Below are 17,578 nucleotides of genomic sequence, written 5' to 3' on the forward strand. Positions count from 1 at the left end.
ATTAGTAAAATATTGTGGTGGGCCTAACCGGATTCGAACCGGTGATCGCTCGGTTATGAGCCGAGCGCTCTAACCAGACTAAGCTATAGGCCCATAAAAAATGATGAAAGGAGCGCCGCCAACAGGGCTCGAACCTGTGACATCCTGGTTAACAGCCAGACACTCTACCAACTGAGTTATGGCGGCACTTTGTATGCGACTTGTCGCGAGCGCTTCTAATGCATTAATCTGATTTAAACTTTTTGCATGACGCCGCCAAAAAAGGGGTTACATCAGAGGATTTTATAGGTAACCCCCGTATTTACCAGAGATTGGAATGGATGCGCCACAGTATTCACACCTGTTGTCCTCTGTCAGATGGCTTTCTTCCACATCAAAAACACCCCTGCCTATAATCATATTACCGCAACAAGGGCAGAACGTATGCTCATATTTAGAGGACATAACATTGCCCAGATATACATATTCCAGTCCTTCCTCAGTTGCTATTTCATGGGCCAGGTCGAGAGTCTCAATAGGTGTTGGAGGGACATTCTGGAGTTTATAGTTTGGATGAAAACGTGTGAAATGAACCGGTGTTTCTTTACCCAGGTTTTCCACTATCCATCGGGAAACATCTCTCAATTCATCACTTGAATCATTGAATGTGGGAATTACCAGATATACCACTTCCACATGCATTCCCAGTTCACGGGCCAGTTTGGCTGAATCGAGAACGGGTTGCAAATGGGCTGAAGTGAGTTCGTGATAGAACTTTTCTGTAAACGCCTTGATATCCACCCTGAAAGCATCCAGATAAGGGGCTATATGCTTCAATGCCTCCGGTGTGATATAGCCGTTTGTCACATAAACCGTAGCCAGGCCTGCCTCTTTAGCAAGCTTTGCACTGTCATAGGTATATTCATACCATATAGTCGGCTCATTATAGGTCCAGGCAATACTCTTGCAACCTGCTGCAACAGCTCGATCGATTGCCTGCTCAGGGGTAATTTCCACCGATTGTGCTTCGTCCAGGCTAACCTGCGATATTGTCCAGTTCTGGCAATATTTACAGCGGAAATTACAGCCAATGGTTCCAAGTGAATAGGAGTAAGTGCCCGGATAGAAATGGAATAAAGGCTTCTTTTCGATCGGATCAACGGCCTCACTTGAAACCGTATTATAGATCAGGCTATACAGTTTCCCTTCCTTATTCTGTCGCACCCTGCAAATACCGGTTTTACCTTCTGCTATACGACATCTGTGATTACATAAATTGCAACGTACCTTTTTATCCTCAAGTTGCTCATAGAACATAGCTTCTTTTAACAAACTTATACCCCCGTTTAAGTGGGTACTTTGAATGATAAAAAACTATCTGCCAATAGATTAGAATGTTCCAACTCTTGCATCCACTGTTGCCTTGTTAAGATATAAAGCGATATTGACACCTGGTGGATTCAAATCGAAGGTTACATAATCATCTCCTTCATCAATATTGTAATCAACGGAATAAACAAGATCTTCACTTTTAGCAGAGTCATTGAGATATTTTGCCCATGCTGAAGGATAACTGGTATTCATAGAAATTGTAAGGTTGGTAAGGGACTTATTTTCAAACTCTTTTGCCCAATCATTACTTGTAAGTTTAACTTCTTCGATACCGTTGCTGGTAATAAGTACTCTATCCCCGGCAATTTCCATTAAAGTTAAATCAACTAATAGGGTTCCAGATTGGTTTTTGATTGAAATGGATGGATCCAGTTTCATAAGGGACCTTTCCCTTTGCGAAACTATCACAGCACCATTTTCATAGGCAAAGGTTTGGTCAACATAATAACCATTATTTGAAGAATAGCCAATGGTACCAAGATCATATGATTTTATGAAAGAGCCTGTAGAATTTGTTCCTGTAATATCTACCTTGTAAATACCATCATTCACCGACAGCATTCCACTTGATTTGGTGGGACCCACTATGGGAATATCTCCTCCACCCATTTTTATGGGTATGCTCAAAGACACAGTGCTTTTTTCATCAAGGGAACTGGCAAGGGAAAGCATATCGGCCCGGGCTTTTAACTGGGACATGTCATCATAGACATCATCCATATGGGCTTTTTCGGCATCTGCTTTCCATTCAGGTATGTAATGAGCGTTAAAGACAGCCAGCACTGTCACAAAAAGGCCAAGTAAAAGGACAAATGAAACTACTGTTGATACTGCAGATTCGGATTTGAAAAACTGTTTCACTGAATTCATATAGTTCCATTACTCCTGCTTACATGTTTATCCTGTTTAGATGAATTGTGTAAATGTGATATAAGATATCAATACCAGGAACAGTGAATGTTTCACACCCGCTAAAACACTGCCTGATCCCATCTTCCCTGCAACCAGCCCGGAACACACGCCCTGTATAAGGGATGCATGGAAGAAAAGCAATATATAGGCTTCCATGTCGAATTGAATATTCAGGGGCATACCTGCTGCTGCATCTCCTGCAGAAGAGGGTACTGCCGGAAGGAAGTAGGCAGCAAGCACATAAACAATGAAAAGAAACACCAGAAATGCGATATAGACTATGAATACATATACTGTCATTTCAGCTGAGCGTTCTTTTTTAAGCTGATTCTGCATCTCGGCTTCTGATGCAGCGATGTTGAGTACACTGATAACATCGCTTGTTGATTCGCTGGCCCGTATGATAAAAGTAATAATTCGGCTGTTAAATTCGGTCCTGACCCTGTATTCAAACTTTTTTAGAACTTCCTCAAGATTGCCACCCCAGGAAATATGGGAAGCCATTCGTTTAATTTCCGTATTCAAGACTCCGATTTTTGAACGTGAAACCAGGGATATTGCGCTGGAGAGGCGAATTCCTGCTTCATTGATACTTGCAAGTTTTTTCAAGAATTCGGGCATTTCACTTTCAACTTTTGAAACCCATCTTCTCTTTGCTTCATAAAATACAATAAAAGGAACACTTATGATAAAGAATGCAAACACAATGTAATCATCGATTGCAGCAGCTGCCTCTACATTGATGTAACTTAAACTGATGCTTGAAAAATCGAGTGATGACAATATGGCCAGGTTTTCCCGGATACCATATAATATGTAAATCAGGCCTGCAGGAATACTCAATATTAATGAATAATGAGGTTTACTGGTCAACCACTTAAAAGGATTGCTTACTTTATCAATAATGTTATATATCCTGTAGTTCCAGGAAATTTTTTTCAGCATCTTTTCATCGATAGTTGAATATTCATTAACTCTGACACCATCAAATTCATTGAGAATCTGCTGTGAAGTTTGAATGTTTCTTCCTTCCAGGTTATCCGATATTGTGGATAAGAAAACTATGAATAAAACGGTGCCTATAGGAATGAGGATATAAACTAAAGTGTACAGTACGTCTAATGAATTCGATCCCATAAAGCCCAATACGATAAGTATCGTTATGAGAAAAACAGGACCCACTACGAATACTGTAATATAAACTTCCGCAAGTATTGCAAGTGTTTCAAGGAAGGTCTTTTGTTCCCTGCTTGCAAGAAAACGATATTGTTCACTTTTATTTTTGAGATATGAAGTAACATCTCCGCCACTGGAAATAATTGAGAGCATGCCATCCAGGAAATTCTTATATTTTTCAGAGGGTGAATTGTCATTTGCATTTTTCAGTGCTGTGAGCATGTCATAGCCAAAGTATTCCATGTCCCTGACTATGTATCCGAATTCATCTGCAGCGACCCCATAAATATGCCTCTGCTGGCTTAAAGATTTAAATATATCAAAAAGGCTCATCCCCCCGCCTTTGCTCAATGCGTAAAGGTATGCTACAGCGTGGGTTAATGATTGGTCGAGGTAGGCCTTTCGAGTGCTTGCCCAGAGGAGCGGGAGTTTCATCTGGATATTAAACAGAATCGTGGAAAATAACAGGGCCATAATCAAGGATGATAGAAGTGCAATTATGCGCATATCATCGATGATGGATATATCAAAAATCCTGAAAAGACGCGATGCAATAAAATAAAATATAAAACCTGTGATAAAAAAAGAAAATAGTGAATAGAAATATCCTGTTGATATATACTGATCTGCAGGAATAGCAAAACGTGCACTTTTCAGGGAATGATATAATTTCGAATACTCATCTTTTTTTTGGAACGCATGTTTGCCGAATAACCTGTATGCAATATCCTGAAAAGGCATCATCAAAAATCACCTTTCCTGCTGCAGCAGGTCTACAAGAGCATCATTTTCAATTGCATCCAGCACGATTTCAGGAGATGTTGCATAGGTTTTCACCAGTAGTGAAATGCTTATGTAATCTCTGATTTCATGGTCCAGAAGGTATTCCAGGATCATATGGCGATTCTGCGTTTCTTCCCGCAATTTTTGAGGAGACCAACCCTTTTTCTGTACAATGAGTTTTAATACATTGGATTGGCCATTGTGGTAAAATTCATCCTTGGTGGAATCCCACTGGTATAACTCATTGATTCTTATATCCCCGCTCTTGGGATCAATGCCTGTAAATTCGACCAGGTTATCCAGTCTGCGTACTCTTTTATCATCCAGGTATACCTGTCTTTGTATACAGAGGATGTCAAGGGACTGGAGCATTACATGCGGTACATTGATAGGTTCATTTTCAAGTCTGTTAACCACCGTCTGCACATCACCCGCATGCATCGTGGAATAGGTTGTATGGCCGGTTGAAAGGGCCTGGAAAAGTGTAAGGGCCTCCTTGCCTCTGACTTCCCCTACAATCAGGTTTTCTGGTCTCTGGCGCAGAGCAGATTTGAGAAGGTCATACATTGAAACCTCTCCAGCTCCGCTTCTGCTTATTGAATCCCTCGTGACACCTGCGATCCAGTTGTCATGGTACATCATGATTTCCCTGGTATCCTCGATGGACACTATTTTGGAAAGCGGCGGTATGAACAATGAGATTGCGTTAAGCATTGTGGTCTTACCCGAAGCCGTTCCTCCTGCAAAAATGGCACTGAAACCGTTTTCAATCGCCAGCCAGAAGTATACCATCATTTCCAGATTACAGGTTCCGAAATTGATAAGATCTACAGGAGTAATCGGGTCTCCCCTGAACTTACGTACATTAAAAGAACTGCCTCTGGTAGTAATTTCCTTGCCCAGGGTAGCCTGCAGTCTCGATCCGTCGTTAAGAGTAGCATCAACAAGCGGCTCACTTACTGAGATGTGTTTTCCTGATCGCTGGCAGAGAGTGATCACAAAAGAGTTAAGTTTGTCTTCAGTATATGAAATATTTGTTTCAATATTTAGATATTTTCGATGATAAAGATATATGGGTATATCTACCCCATCACATGAAATATCTTCAATATCAGAATCCATCATAAGAGGATTGATTTTCCCAAATCCCAGAAAATTTCGCCTCAGGTAGTAAAGGATCCTGTATTTAGAAGAAACATCCAGTGGAATATGGTAACGTTTGAAAAGAGAAAGGGCTTTTGAAACAAGGATAATATCCCTGTCAGAATCGGCACAAGTTGTTTCATCGATTGTGAGAACGTCTTTCAGATCGCTATAGGTGCGCTCCAGAATATCTTTCTCATACACAGAAAGTGAAGGTTCCACAACCACATAACGGTATATACCCAGTCTTTTGAGAATGCTTACGAACACATAGGGTTCATCAACCCAATAGCGTTCAATTTCTTCATATCCTTCTGGAATCTCAAAATCTACCAGATCACCATGGATGTCAGGCTCATAAGCAGGTAGTGTTTCAGGGTCTCCTTTCCAAAACTGTAATTTATGAAGAAAAGACCTGTTATATAGGCATGCCTGATTATAATCTTCTATCCTATGCGCCAAATCTTTCATACCATTCTCCTTGAAAGAATTAATTATAACTCAGGTTACTATAGGGAGAATAATATATATATAAATTTTCACAAAAATAGTGGTCAGTATTCTCTACTGACCATATAATCGGCAATTTCAACCAATGTATCTTTAGCCGGAGAATCTTCCAGCAAGTTAAGTTTGTTCTTACCATCCTCAAGATAGTTATCAGCCATTTCCCTGACATATGCAAGGGTTCCTGATTCTTCCAGTTTTGCAACTGCACTGTCGATTTCATCCTGGGTAGCATCTGCTTTGCCAAAGCATTCCAGTTCAACGCCATTATTCAGGGCATGAAGTGCAATAAGGGTCTTCTTCCCTTCTCTCAGGTCACTGCCTCTAGATTTGCCCAGAATTTCCTCCGGAGTAACCAGGTCGATCACATCATCATGTATCTGGAAACTGATACCTGTAAGGCGACCGAATTCATACATTGCATCAGCAACTTCATCGGATGCCCCTCCAAGGATGGCACCTACCTTGGCAGCAGCACCATAAAGCACAGATGTCTTGTTTTCTATCATTTCCAGATATTCATCCACGTCCACAATATCCCTTTTTTCGAAATCAACATCCAGCCACTGTCCTTCACAGATTTCAGTACAGGTACGGGACAATAGGGCCACACATTTGAGTAATTTTTGTGGATCAGCATCCATTTTTGAAATGATCTCAAAGGCACGGGAATAAAGGGTATCCCCTGCCAGAATTGCTCCTGCAGTGCCCCATTTTACATGAAGTGCCGGCATTCCGCGGCGAATATCATCCCGATCCATAATGTCATCGTGTATAAGTGTGAAATTATGGATCAGTTCAAGGGCAACGGCAGCAGGAAGCACGGAATCAGAATCCCCGCCCACTGCTTCAGCGGAAAGCATGAGGACTGCCGGACGAAGTCTTTTTCCTCCGGCATCCGGAAGGTACCGTGTTGCACGGTACAATTCCTCCGGGTGGTCGATGGGCAAAAATTCCTGTATAGATTCATCGACCAGGGTACTGCGTTTTTTTAATTCATCAATTAAATCCATATTATCCCAACCAATTATGATTGAAGATTTAATCTTCAATATATAATTCTTCTCCGTTTCTCAATAGATGAAGTGTGTGGCCCAGTTCATAGCCTGCATCTTCAGCCATTTCAATATAGGCGCTGTGCATATCGATGTTGCCGTGTGCAGGAATTACATTTTCAGGATTGACGAGTCTTATTAATTCCCAGTGGTCTTCACGGTATGCATGTCCGGAAACATGGACATTATCATACAGACGCGCTCCTTTCATTTTGAGTTTTGTCTCAAGAGCATACCTGTTTGCCTGTGTCATCGGAGTAGGGATTGTGTTTGCTGAGAAAATGACCTTATCTCCCGATTCTATCTTATAGGCAGTATCACCATTGGCAACCCTGGAAAGAATTGCACCCGGTTCGCCCTGGTGGCCTGTAACGATTGGGAGGTATTTGTCCTTTCCTTTATCCATTATCTTCTTGAATGCTTTGTCAATATCTTTCCGGTTACCGTATATTTCTGTTTTCTTAGGAAGTTCGATGTATCCCAGCTCACGGGCGGTGTTCACGTACCTGTCCATAGAGCGTCCAAGCAGGATGGGGGTTCTCTTCATTTCTGTTGCAAACTGCATTATGGAATTCAGACGGGCAATATGGGATGCGAAAGTGGTTATTATCATGCCCACATCGGATTCTTCAGTTCCAAGCAATACATCACGAACCATATCATGGGCTATTCTTTCGGAAGGGGTTTTACCTGCCCTTGTTGCATTTGTACTTTCGGCAATCATGGCCACAACACCTTCCTTGCCAAGTTCCCTTAATCTGTCAAATGCCGGAGGTTCTCCAAGGGTGGGTGTCCGATCGAGTTTAAAGTCGCATGCATACAAAATGGCACCCCTTGGGGTATGGACTGCAACGAATACCGCATCTATGATACTGTGCTGGGTCCTTATCATTTCGATTGAGACATCATCACTAACCTGATATGTGCCGCCGGCCTTTACGGATATTATCCTGTTCTTCACACCAAATTTGCGTTCAGAATCGATCTGGTGCTGTATCAGGGCAGAGGTGTACGGCGTCCCGATTATTGGGGCTGCATATCTGTGTGCCAGTTTTGAAATAGCACCTATGTGATCAAGGTGGCCGTGTGTGCAAACAATTGCACATACATTCCCGTCAATCTCTTTCATTATTGTGTCGTCAGGGATAGCACCCATCTCAATTAGCTCAAGAGAATGCATTTTATCAATTTCTACATCCTCATGGATTTGCACCCTATCCAGACGTAGTCCCATGTCAATTATGATGATCTTGTCATCAACTCTTATGGCAGTCATGTTACGGCCCATTTCATTGTAACCGCCTACTGCAACAATCCCTAGTTCTGTCATATATAGTCCTCTTTAATGATTTTCAAATTCTTAATTTAATGATTTTGATCTCGTAACGATTCAAAGTAAATTAGAACGTAATTCAATATCGCGGATGTCAAAACCGCGCTGGTCCAGGTATTCGAGGGTCTCACCCTGAAGCACCACGGACGATGAGGTCCGCAGGCTTTCAATATCAGGGCAGCCACAGAGGAACATTGCAACTTTCAGTTCCTCAAACATTAATTCAAGACGTTGTTTTACAGAATCTCCTTCTTTAAGGGCCGGGGCTACGAAAGGCAGGGCTGCACTGGCCAGGTTTGCTCCAATTGCAAGGGATTTGGCAATATCAAGTCCGGTGCGTACACCACCTGTAGCTATGAGGGGAAGGGACACACGACATTCAATCAGGGAAGGGATAGTTGGAATTCCAAAATCCCAGAAAAGTTCCCCGAGATGGCCGGAAATACGGTCTCCTCTCTGTTTGGCACGATAAACTTCCACACCTGCCCAGCTGGTCCCACCGGCGCCGCCCACATCGATAGCCGCTACTCCGGCTTCTTTCAAAAGCAGGGCATCTTCCCGGGAAATACCTGCTCCCGTTTCTTTTACTATAATTGGTACATCGATTGAACATATTTCTTCGATCGCTTCAATGCATCCTGTGGCATCTCTGTCACCTTCGGGTTGAATTGCTTCCTGAAGGAAATTCAGGTGTACCGCGAGGGCATCAGCATCAAGCATTTCAACAAGTTTTTCTGCACCTTCTATTCCGTATTCCTTGATCTGGGCCGCTCCAATGTTACCATAAACAAAAGCATCAGGAGCCTTGTCCCTTACTACACTGAATGATTCTTCCTGATCCGGATCTTCTATAGCAGCTCTCTGGCTTCCTACACCAATTCCAATACCGGTCTCTTCGGCGGCTTCTGCAAGTGCCGCGTTTACCGGTGTGGTATCGGGATGTCCGCCTGTAATAGAGGCTATCATGAAAGGTGCATCCAGTTTTTTTCCCAGAAAACTTGTGGAAATGTCCACTGAATCCATGTCCATCTCCGGGAGTGCACGGTGGACAAGTTTCACGTCCTTAAATCCTGGTCCGGTTTTTCTGGATTCAACCTGTTGCTGGGCACAAAGTTGCATATGTTCTAGTTTTCTGCTGGAAGTACTCATAAAAATCCCAATTATTCAAGCCTTGTCTTTAATTGCAGTACCTATCATTTCCCCTCTCAGAAAACTCATTACATTACCGCCTGCATTGGCATTGAAGATGTAAGAAGGTACTTTGGTTTGCCGGGACATCTCAAGCATCTCTTTTACCTTGCCCAGCATTCCGCCGGTTACATCGGTATTCTCCGATCCACCTATATGCCTACTGGCAACTTCAAAATTATCCGGAGTAATTAGTGGGATGGGATGGCCATGTTCATCAAGTACACCATCTTCTGCACTTCCCACACCTATCCTGTATGCATTGAGTTTTGAAGCAAGATAAGGAACTATCTGATCCCCGGAGATTACTGAAGAACCCTTTATCGTATCCATCACAACATCGCCATGGAGTACCGGTGTGATTCCTTTTTCAAGCATTATTTGCAGTGCAGGGAGGAATGATTCGGATATGCGCCCGTTCTTTGCTACAAAACATCCCATGGGATGTACTCCTACTGCATTAACATTCCTTTGTGCAAGGGCATTTACAAACGATTCATTTAATGCGGCGACCGATCGGTGGGTAACCGCGGAGCCTTCCGCGGAATATTTGTCTGCAAGGGCGTACCGTTGTGCCTGGGGATGGCCGAATGAACCGGCACCATGTACGATAATAAGACGACCTTCAAAGAACGAAATTTCACGGGCTATTCGTATTATAGCTTTTTCTTTGGCTACTCCTTCATCACTGCTCTTGTCCGTGATGACACTACCGCCGATTTTCAATACGGTAATATCGCTGGTTTTCTCATTCATTATCAAAATCCACCCTTACGCCTGAATCAGTAACTCCTGTTACGATGGGGATTCCGCCGGCATTTTTGATCTCTCTGGAAATGGCATCAATATTCTCATTTTCTGCAAGGGCAACCATACATCCGCCGCCTCCTGCTCCGGTAATCTTGGCACCAAGTGCACCGGCAGTTCTGCTTGAGTGGATAAGTCTGGAAAGCTCATCACAACCCACACCGATTGCTTCAAGTAAACCCTGATTTACATTCATAAGTTCCCCAAGTGCCCTGTAATCCTCATTTTCCAGAAGGCTTTCTCCTCTCAAAGACGCTTTTCCTATAGTAGAAAGAATGGGGGTGATAACTTCCGGATATATATTTTTAAGAGATGCGACTTTCGCTACAAGTTGTCCTGTGGAGGAAAACACATTGGTGTTACCTATTACCAGGTTACATAGGGGATTTTTCAGATGTCTCCGTGCAGGTATTGCAACGGTCCCGCCCATTGTGGATACATAGGTGTCCGTAGCACTTGCAGCTCCCTGTATTTCTTTTTCGATTGAATGCCCAAAGGATGCTATGGATTCCTTGTCCATTCCAAGTTTTAAAAGGTTGTTAAAAGCACAAATCGTGGCCACAACCACCGCCGCAGAGGAGCCAAGCCCCGAACCCACAGGGATATCCGATTCAATGGATATTGATACTCCTCTATATGGCGATTTTTTTCTTATTTTATCCACAACGGCAGATACATAGGGATGAATTTCATAATCAATACCTGTAGTTCCAAGGGATGAATTGATCACAATATTTTCTGAATATTCAATATTTACCCTGGTACGAATATTTACAGCACAGCAAATAGCCGACTCATTATAAACGACGGCGTGTTCCCCAAAAAGGTACACCTTTGCCGGTGCTGAACAGGTTATCATATGAACTCTTTTTCCCTTTACTGGATCATTTCACAAGTATGGCTGCATATCCAACAACTGCTGAATAATCCCCGGTCATATCTCCGCTTGTAGCATATTTCAGCAGTTCTGCAGTGTTTGCTCCCATATATTCTGCTGCAGTATACATTGCTACAATGGGTCCATATCCACATGCGGTTGCGGAAAGTTCTTCTCGTCTGCGGTCAAATTCCTCAACATCCATATTTAACAGTGAGTCTATCAGATACATATCTGTCTCTTTTGCGGTTTCATGTGGCTGGTAATGGGTGAAGTCACTTGATGCTATAAACACCACTTTATTCCCGGATTTCTCCGCAGCTTTTGCAACTTCTAAACCGACTTCCCGGGCAGTATCTATGTCCTGCAAACCCATGCATATTGGAAGAATTTTGAATGAATCACCGAAACGATACTGCAGGAAAGGCAACTGGACCTCGATTGAATGTTCGTACATATGGGCAACTTCATCCAGATCGATTATTGATCCTGCAAGCATTTCTCCCATTTTCTCATCGGCTTCAACATCTCCCAGAGGAGTAGACCAGGTTTGAGTTGATAGTGCCACTGCAGATCCATAGCCCGTATGATTGGGACCGAATATTACATAGGTGTCTGCCTTTGGCAACTTAGAATAGGCATAAGCCGCCACCGGGCCTGAAAACATGTATCCTGCATGAGGAACAACTATACCATATGCATCTTCGCTGACCAATTCCAAATCCTTGAAACAATGGCTCAGCTCTTTCTTGAGGGGTTTGATACCCAGAGGATAGAACTGGCCTGCTACTGTTGGCTGTCTCATAATAATACCCCTCTTACGGTTAGGAGGGAATAATTATATAAGTGATATGGATGGGAGCAAGTTACTCCCGGAATTAACCGGGAGACTTACAGACCTGCTTCGAAATCTTCCATGGTATAATTGAATGGAATGTCCTTTTCTTTTGAGATTTCCCTTGCAAGAAGCCAGTATATGAGGGAAAGTGCTTTACGTCCTTTATTGTTTGTTGGAATTACCATATCAACATTTGATATCATGTTATTGGTATCACAAAGTCCTATAACGGGAATTCCGATGTTGACAGCTTCTTTGATTACCTGGGCATCACCTGCAGGATCGGTAACCATTATTGCATCGGGCTCGAAGAATCCTTCAATTGAAGGATTGGTTAAGGTACCCGGGATAAAACGTCCTACCATTGATTTTGCTCCAATTGCTTTGGAGAACATTTTGGCAGGGAACTGGCCGTACTGCCTTGCGGACACGACCAGTATTTTTGCAGGGTCGTATTTTGAAAGGAAGTGAGAGACCTGTCTTATTCTGCTATCTGTAGCCTGTATGTCCAGAACATAAAGTCCATCTGTACGCACACGATATACAAATTTCATCATATCCTGTGTCTTCTGCTGGGTACCGATGTGTACTCCGGATGCAAGATACTCGTCTATCGGAACAAGGGAAGTTGAATCCGGTGCAGGACCTTCCGGATCAGCTGCTTCTGTTGTTTCCTCTTTTGTAGTTTCGACATTTGGAGTCTCTGCTTCTACAGGAGCCTCCTCCACCTTTTGTTCAACCTGTTCATCTAATGTTTCTTCAATAACCTGATCTTCTTCCATAAAGTTCACCTCATGATGAAATATCTCTCTTTACTGTAATAGGGATGACACCCTTTTCAAATTCAAACATAGCGATTTGTAAGGAATCATTGCTGTCGATATCAATCAGCACAGGAGCTTCCATTGAAATCTGTAGGGACCTGGCTCCAATGATCCTCGCACGTTCATACTTTGTAAATTTCTCATTGCTCAATTAATCACCCTGGCAGAAGTTACAATAGGATGGATGACGTGGGATTTACTGGATCTAGAAAAGTCCATTTATCAATATTAATCGGAAATATATAGGGATATTCGGAGTCCCTCCGAATGTGGTTTGCTCACTATTCATACACTTACCAATTCCTTTAGTATAAAGGGATGGGACCGCTGAGATTCGAACTCAGGTACCGGCGTCCCGAACGCCGAAGGATGGTCCAGCCTACCCTACGGTCCCTTACTGGTATGGTGCAACTACATCGACAAGTTCAACGTGTGCAAGGATCATGCGTCTGCAACAGTAACGGGTGACACCAAGATCATCAAGTACTGCAGCAGGAGCTTCTCCCTGCTCAACTCGCCTTTTGTAATCTTCCCAGCTATTTGCAATTACCTTGCCACATGTGAAACAGCGAACTGGTAACATTTATGCTTTCACCTGTAAGATTTCTGGTATCTGGCACGAGCGCCAGGTCCACCAAATTTCTTGGATTCTTTCTGTCTGAAGTCGTTTACCAGAAGACTGCGGTCATATGCCATGTATGCATCACGAAGAGCAGTGTCATTTGTCCACTCTACAATACCCCTTGCAATAGCGGTACGCACTGCATTTGCCTGGCCAATAATTCCGCCTCCGCTTACTGTTACATCGATATCAATGCCGGATGCGGCATCTTCAGCAAGCATGAGAGGCTCCATGATTTTAAGTTTTACAAACTCTGGTTCTAAAACTTCCAGAGGTTTCTTGTTAACACGGGTTTTGCCAACACCCTTACTAACAGTTGCGCGAGCAATGGCTGTTTTCTTCTTCCCTGAAGTATTACAAACTTTGTTGGTCATTTATGATTCTCCTTAGAATTTTGAACCCATTTTTCTGCTCAATTCCCCGATGGTAATATATTTTGCAGTACTCAGGCGGTCGATATTTGTTCCTTCTACAGCCTCTAATTCAGCATTTCCAAATTCTTCAGGTATGCCAATATAAACCCTGAGGCGTGCAAAAGCATCTTTACCACGTGCTCTTTTGTATGGGAGCATTCCCCTGACAGATCTTTTAAGTATCCTATCTGCCCTTTTTGGGAAAAATGGGCCAAATTCATGGCTTCCAAGTGACCTTTTGTGCTCGTAATCTTCGTAGGTAGCGATTTTTGCTCCAGAGATTATAGCTTTCTCGGCGTTGACTATGGATATGGTTTCACCAGCAAGAAGTCTATGTGCAACCTTGCTTGCAAGCCTTCCCATAATAAGTCCATCTGCATTGATAACTGTCATTATAGAACACCTGCCTTCAGATCAAGATCCTGATACCGGAGCCTGCCGGTTTTTCGTTCATAATCTCTTCAATAGTGACACATCTGCCGCCATTTTCTGCGATTTTTTCCTTTGCAGATGCACTGAAACCAAGCGCTGCAACAGCCACGGAGCGTTTCAGAGTGCCGGCACCAAGTACCTTTCCCGGAACAAGAACGATTTCGCCCTCTGTTGCGTTCCTGTTGAGTTTACTAAGGTTCACCTCGGCATAATTCTTCCTTGGTTTCTCCAATCTTCTGGCTATATCTCTCCAGATCGGAGCATCTTCCTGACGTGCCTGTTCCTTAAGGCTGACAATCAGGGAAGGAACCCTTGGATCTGATTTCCTTTCAATCTTATTTTGTGTTTTTTTACTCATAATGTCCCTCTGCAAGAATATCTCTCACTCACGCACAATTTGCGTTCGAACATGGTGAATAGATAGGGAGTGTGGGGTGTAATTAAATTACTAATAGATAAAGATTGTGCATTAGTCAACCGTTAATTGAAACTTTTTGAAGGACCTTTTCATAGAATTTGTCCATATCACAACCAAGCTCTCTTCCGATAATAAGGGCGGCAACTTCAACATCCACCATACCTGAAAGATTCTCATGCCGATTATTCACAAGTGATACTACCTGTTTTAGGTCCATATTACTGCAGGATGCGATGTATTCCAGAATCTGATCAACAAGGGTTACCTGTTGCAGGATGTCTTTTGAAGGGATGAATCCTCTCGGGATATCAACTGTCGATGGATCAAATGCAGTGTGCAAATGCTCATCTTCCATATAAAGTAAATGAGAATTTAAAGCAATATCCAGTATTCTGGATGCCTGTTCGGGTGTCATCCACTTAAGGTCAAAGGAGAGAGAAAATTCAAAATCCTGTGGCAGCATTGAACTGCCTTCATTCCTTTTGAAGGGAGCTGCTGCCACATACTTCAATTCATCCATCAGGAGCCACGTCTTAATTCTTCAACAATTGTATCAGCAATTCTTCCACATTCGGTTCTGCCGGGTCCATCAATATGATTGATACGAAGGGTAAGGACATCCCCTTCAAGAATTGCCCTTACCAGGAAGACATCACCTTTGAAAGGGACCCTGCTATATTCACCATCCAGGTAACTGTATTTCAGTGAGATACGGAAATCCACCATCCCTTCAGGTTCAATTGTGCCAACAACAGAATCAGCATTACGATAATTCAATGGTGAAAAATCAATACCATTCATGACAATTTCAACTTTGATTTCACGTTTTGCCTGTATTCGGTAACCTCTTCTTGTAACAGATTCGGTGACGAACATACCGAACCTGCCATCCGTATTAGCCATCACTTTCACAAGATAGGGTAAATCCGAATAATACCGGTTCTTTTGCTCAAACTGGACCTCCCTGCGCGGGAATCGGTGGTAAATCCTTTTCTTCATCATGGGTTTGGGTCAATTCTTTTTTATTTAGAGGGACACCAGTTTGGCATCTATAATACCATCAACATGGCGAATTTGTTCCAGGATGTCCTCTGATACTTCGGAATCCACATTCAATGCCATTATGGTCTTCCCACATATTTGGACACGGCCTACCTGCATGCCGGAAATATTGATCTCATTATCTCCCAGTATCATGCAGCAGGGGCCGATTACATTGGGCCTGTTAATATGGTTGGAAACGATCATGTAACCGGATGGTGCAAGGTCTACACGCTGGCCATCTATCATGATTATTCTCAAGTCATCCTCTACAACCGTACCGGTAATACTCTTGGAAATGGAATCCTTGCTGAGCTTGATCGTTATGCTGGATGAATATTCTTCTACCCTTTCGGATTTGCTTTCTATGACTTCAATATCCCGGGATTTAGCAATTGAAGGAGCATTTACATAATTTACAGCAGCACCCATTATAGTTTTCAGTACACCTTTAAGGGCTGCAAGTGTGAGATGCCGGGTATCCTTGCCGGCAACATCTCCCTTATAGGCAATTTCTACCTTCTCATAGTTGCCGTCCATCAGCTGGGATACTGCACTTCCCAGGGTCTCCGCAAGTTCAAGATAGGGATAGATGGTGGACATTATTTCCGGTTTTATGGAGGGAATATTGATCGTACTGCGTGCTGGTCCGCCATTTAATACAGATATTACCTCTTCTGCTACGGATACGGCCACATTGACCTGTGCCTCTTCGGTAGATGCACCAAGATGAGGGGTGACAACAGCATTTTCCAATCCAACAAAAGAACAGTTTTCAGGAGGTTCATTTGTAAAAACATCTATGGCAGCACCCGCGATCTTATCATTTTTAAGAGCCTGCCCCAGGGCATCTTCATTGATAATTCCGCCACGGGCACAATTAATGACCCTTGCAGTAGGTTTCATCAGGTCAAATTCCTCAGTATCGAGAATATTGCGGGTCTCTTTGGTCAGTGGTGTATGTACGGTGATGAAATCGGCACGTTTTGCAATATTTTTTACAGATGCCAGTTCCACACCCAGTTCTTTTGCCCTGTCCTCATTTACAAATGGGTCATAGGCTAAGATGTTCATTTCAAGTCCCTGTGCTCTTTTGGCTACTTCGGCACCTATCCTGCCCAGACCTATCACTCCAAGGGTCTTCCCGTTTACTTCAACGCCCAAAAATTTCTTACGTTCCCACTTGCCTGCTTTAAGTGAAGCAGTTGCCTGCGGAATGTTGCGTGCCATTGAAAGCATCATTGCGATTGTATGTTCCGCAGCTGAAAGCATGTTACCTTCCGGTGCATTCACTACAATGATTCCTTTCTCTGTAGCTGCAGGAATATCAATATTATCGACTCCAACTCCTGCACGCCCCACAATCTTGAGCTTATCCGCAGCTTCGATCACTCTGGCAGTAACCTGTGTTCCACTGCGTATGACCAGGGCGTCAAACTCTCCGATCTTCTCAACAAGTTCATCCTCGGAAAGGCCTGTTGATACCTCCACATCAAAATGTTCTTCAAGTTTTGCCACTCCTTCCTCTGATAACGAATCACTGACTAGTACCTTCATTTTAATATTCTCCATGTGATAACAATGATATAATACACCGATATAACGGATAGCCTCCGGTGAACACAGACTTTAGATTGAACCACCCATATAAATATATCTAACCATCGCGGGGATTATTTTTCACACTCTTTAGGGTTTCCCGTGAGATTGAGTTTCATGTGAAGGCCATTGCGCCACAACAGTAACTGTCAATATAATGGAAACCCTATTATGTATCATAATCCAGATTGCTTTTGTAAGGCCCAGATTACCTGATAACGACCCTGTGGTACACCTGA

The 17,578-nt window shown here is 43.0% G+C and carries 19 protein-coding genes and 3 tRNA genes; all 22 read right to left on the reverse strand.

The genetic code is table 11. From position 1 onward, the window contains the following. Positions 1 to 15: 15 nt before the first annotated feature. The 22 genes from BKM01_RS02125 to serA all read right to left on the reverse strand — a co-directional run bounded on the left by BKM01_RS02125 (position 16) and on the right by serA (position 17,297). Positions 16 to 93 (reverse strand) — tRNA-Ile (locus BKM01_RS02125). A gap of 20 nt (positions 94 to 113) precedes the next feature. Next, a tRNA-Asn gene (locus BKM01_RS02130) sits at positions 114 to 186 on the reverse strand. A gap of 96 nt (positions 187 to 282) precedes the next feature. Then, the gene (amrS, locus tag BKM01_RS02135) at positions 283 to 1,311 is read right to left on the reverse strand and encodes an AmmeMemoRadiSam system radical SAM enzyme (protein ID WP_072360899.1); all 1,029 of its coding nucleotides are present in this window, start codon (positions 1,309 to 1,311) and stop codon (positions 283 to 285) included. Between the two features lie 57 nt (positions 1,312 to 1,368). After that, positions 1,369 to 2,241 carry a DUF7289 family protein gene (locus BKM01_RS02140; RefSeq protein ID WP_072360901.1) on the reverse strand — a complete coding sequence of 291 codons (873 nt, stop codon included), beginning with the start codon at positions 2,239 to 2,241 and terminating at the stop codon, positions 1,369 to 1,371. A 36-nt stretch (positions 2,242 to 2,277) separates the two neighbouring features. Beyond that, positions 2,278 to 4,203: a type II secretion system F family protein gene (locus tag BKM01_RS02145; protein ID WP_072360903.1), complete on the reverse strand. Its 1,926-nt coding sequence runs from the start codon at positions 4,201 to 4,203 to the stop codon at positions 2,278 to 2,280. 6 nt (positions 4,204 to 4,209) lie between these two features. Beyond that, positions 4,210 to 5,856 (reverse strand): type II/IV secretion system ATPase subunit, encoded by a 1,647-nt coding sequence (locus BKM01_RS02150; protein WP_072360905.1) that lies wholly within the window; start codon positions 5,854 to 5,856, stop codon positions 4,210 to 4,212. 83 nt (positions 5,857 to 5,939) lie between these two features. Continuing rightward, a complete protein-coding gene (locus BKM01_RS02155) occupies positions 5,940 to 6,905 on the reverse strand; it encodes a polyprenyl synthetase family protein (RefSeq protein WP_072360944.1) in 966 nt (321 codons plus the stop codon). A gap of 28 nt (positions 6,906 to 6,933) precedes the next feature. Then, on the reverse strand, positions 6,934 to 8,277 hold the full coding sequence (locus BKM01_RS02160) for an RNase J family beta-CASP ribonuclease (RefSeq protein ID WP_072360907.1): 1,344 nt from the start codon (positions 8,275 to 8,277) through the stop codon (positions 6,934 to 6,936). Between the two features lie 60 nt (positions 8,278 to 8,337). Then, complete coding sequence (gene fni, locus BKM01_RS02165) at positions 8,338 to 9,435, reverse strand: type 2 isopentenyl-diphosphate Delta-isomerase (RefSeq protein WP_099816283.1); 1,098 nt, start codon at positions 9,433 to 9,435, stop codon at positions 8,338 to 8,340. 9 nt (positions 9,436 to 9,444) lie between these two features. Next, complete coding sequence (locus BKM01_RS02170) at positions 9,445 to 10,224, reverse strand: isopentenyl phosphate kinase (protein ID WP_072360911.1); 780 nt, start codon at positions 10,222 to 10,224, stop codon at positions 9,445 to 9,447. Further along, positions 10,217 to 11,134, reverse strand: coding sequence for a mevalonate kinase (locus BKM01_RS02175; RefSeq protein WP_072360913.1), 918 nt, complete (start codon positions 11,132 to 11,134; stop codon positions 10,217 to 10,219). The genes BKM01_RS02170 and BKM01_RS02175 overlap by 8 nt, the downstream gene beginning before the upstream one ends. 25 nt (positions 11,135 to 11,159) lie before the next feature. After that, a complete protein-coding gene (locus BKM01_RS02180; RefSeq protein ID WP_072360915.1) occupies positions 11,160 to 11,963 on the reverse strand; it encodes an MEMO1 family protein in 804 nt (267 codons plus the stop codon). Positions 11,964 to 12,043: 80 nt separating this feature from the next. Then, positions 12,044 to 12,772, reverse strand: coding sequence for a 30S ribosomal protein S2 (rpsB, locus tag BKM01_RS02185; RefSeq protein ID WP_072360917.1), 729 nt, complete (start codon positions 12,770 to 12,772; stop codon positions 12,044 to 12,046). Between the two features lie 10 nt (positions 12,773 to 12,782). Beyond that, a complete protein-coding gene (locus BKM01_RS02190) occupies positions 12,783 to 12,965 on the reverse strand; it encodes a DNA-directed RNA polymerase subunit K (RefSeq protein WP_072360918.1) in 183 nt (60 codons plus the stop codon). Positions 12,966 to 13,133: 168 nt separating this feature from the next. Continuing rightward, positions 13,134 to 13,208: transfer RNA gene (locus BKM01_RS02195), tRNA-Pro, on the reverse strand. Further along, complete coding sequence (locus BKM01_RS02200; RefSeq protein ID WP_072360919.1) at positions 13,209 to 13,397, reverse strand: DNA-directed RNA polymerase subunit N; 189 nt, start codon at positions 13,395 to 13,397, stop codon at positions 13,209 to 13,211. It lies immediately after the preceding tRNA gene. 8 nt (positions 13,398 to 13,405) lie between these two features. Continuing rightward, entirely contained in the window at positions 13,406 to 13,810 is a 405-nt protein-coding gene (locus BKM01_RS02205; RefSeq protein WP_072360921.1) for a 30S ribosomal protein S9, read from the reverse strand. A gap of 12 nt (positions 13,811 to 13,822) precedes the next feature. Next, complete coding sequence (locus tag BKM01_RS02210) at positions 13,823 to 14,242, reverse strand: 50S ribosomal protein L13 (RefSeq protein ID WP_072360923.1); 420 nt, start codon at positions 14,240 to 14,242, stop codon at positions 13,823 to 13,825. A 16-nt stretch (positions 14,243 to 14,258) separates the two neighbouring features. Further along, the gene (locus BKM01_RS02215; RefSeq protein WP_072360924.1) at positions 14,259 to 14,639 is read right to left on the reverse strand and encodes a 50S ribosomal protein L18e; all 381 of its coding nucleotides are present in this window, start codon (positions 14,637 to 14,639) and stop codon (positions 14,259 to 14,261) included. Positions 14,640 to 14,754: 115 nt separating this feature from the next. After that, positions 14,755 to 15,219 (reverse strand): DUF2240 family protein, encoded by a 465-nt coding sequence (locus tag BKM01_RS02220; RefSeq protein ID WP_072360926.1) that lies wholly within the window; start codon positions 15,217 to 15,219, stop codon positions 14,755 to 14,757. Continuing rightward, positions 15,219 to 15,701 carry a hypothetical protein gene (locus BKM01_RS02225; protein ID WP_072360928.1) on the reverse strand — a complete coding sequence of 161 codons (483 nt, stop codon included), beginning with the start codon at positions 15,699 to 15,701 and terminating at the stop codon, positions 15,219 to 15,221. The genes BKM01_RS02220 and BKM01_RS02225 overlap by 1 nt, the downstream gene beginning before the upstream one ends. Before the next feature lie 24 nt (positions 15,702 to 15,725). Then, complete coding sequence (gene serA / locus BKM01_RS02230) at positions 15,726 to 17,297, reverse strand: phosphoglycerate dehydrogenase (RefSeq protein WP_072360930.1); 1,572 nt, start codon at positions 17,295 to 17,297, stop codon at positions 15,726 to 15,728. Positions 17,298 to 17,578 lie beyond the last annotated feature (281 nt).

The organism is Methanohalophilus portucalensis (genome assembly GCF_002761295.1).
In the GTDB taxonomy this organism is placed as follows: domain Archaea; phylum Halobacteriota; class Methanosarcinia; order Methanosarcinales; family Methanosarcinaceae; genus Methanohalophilus; species Methanohalophilus portucalensis.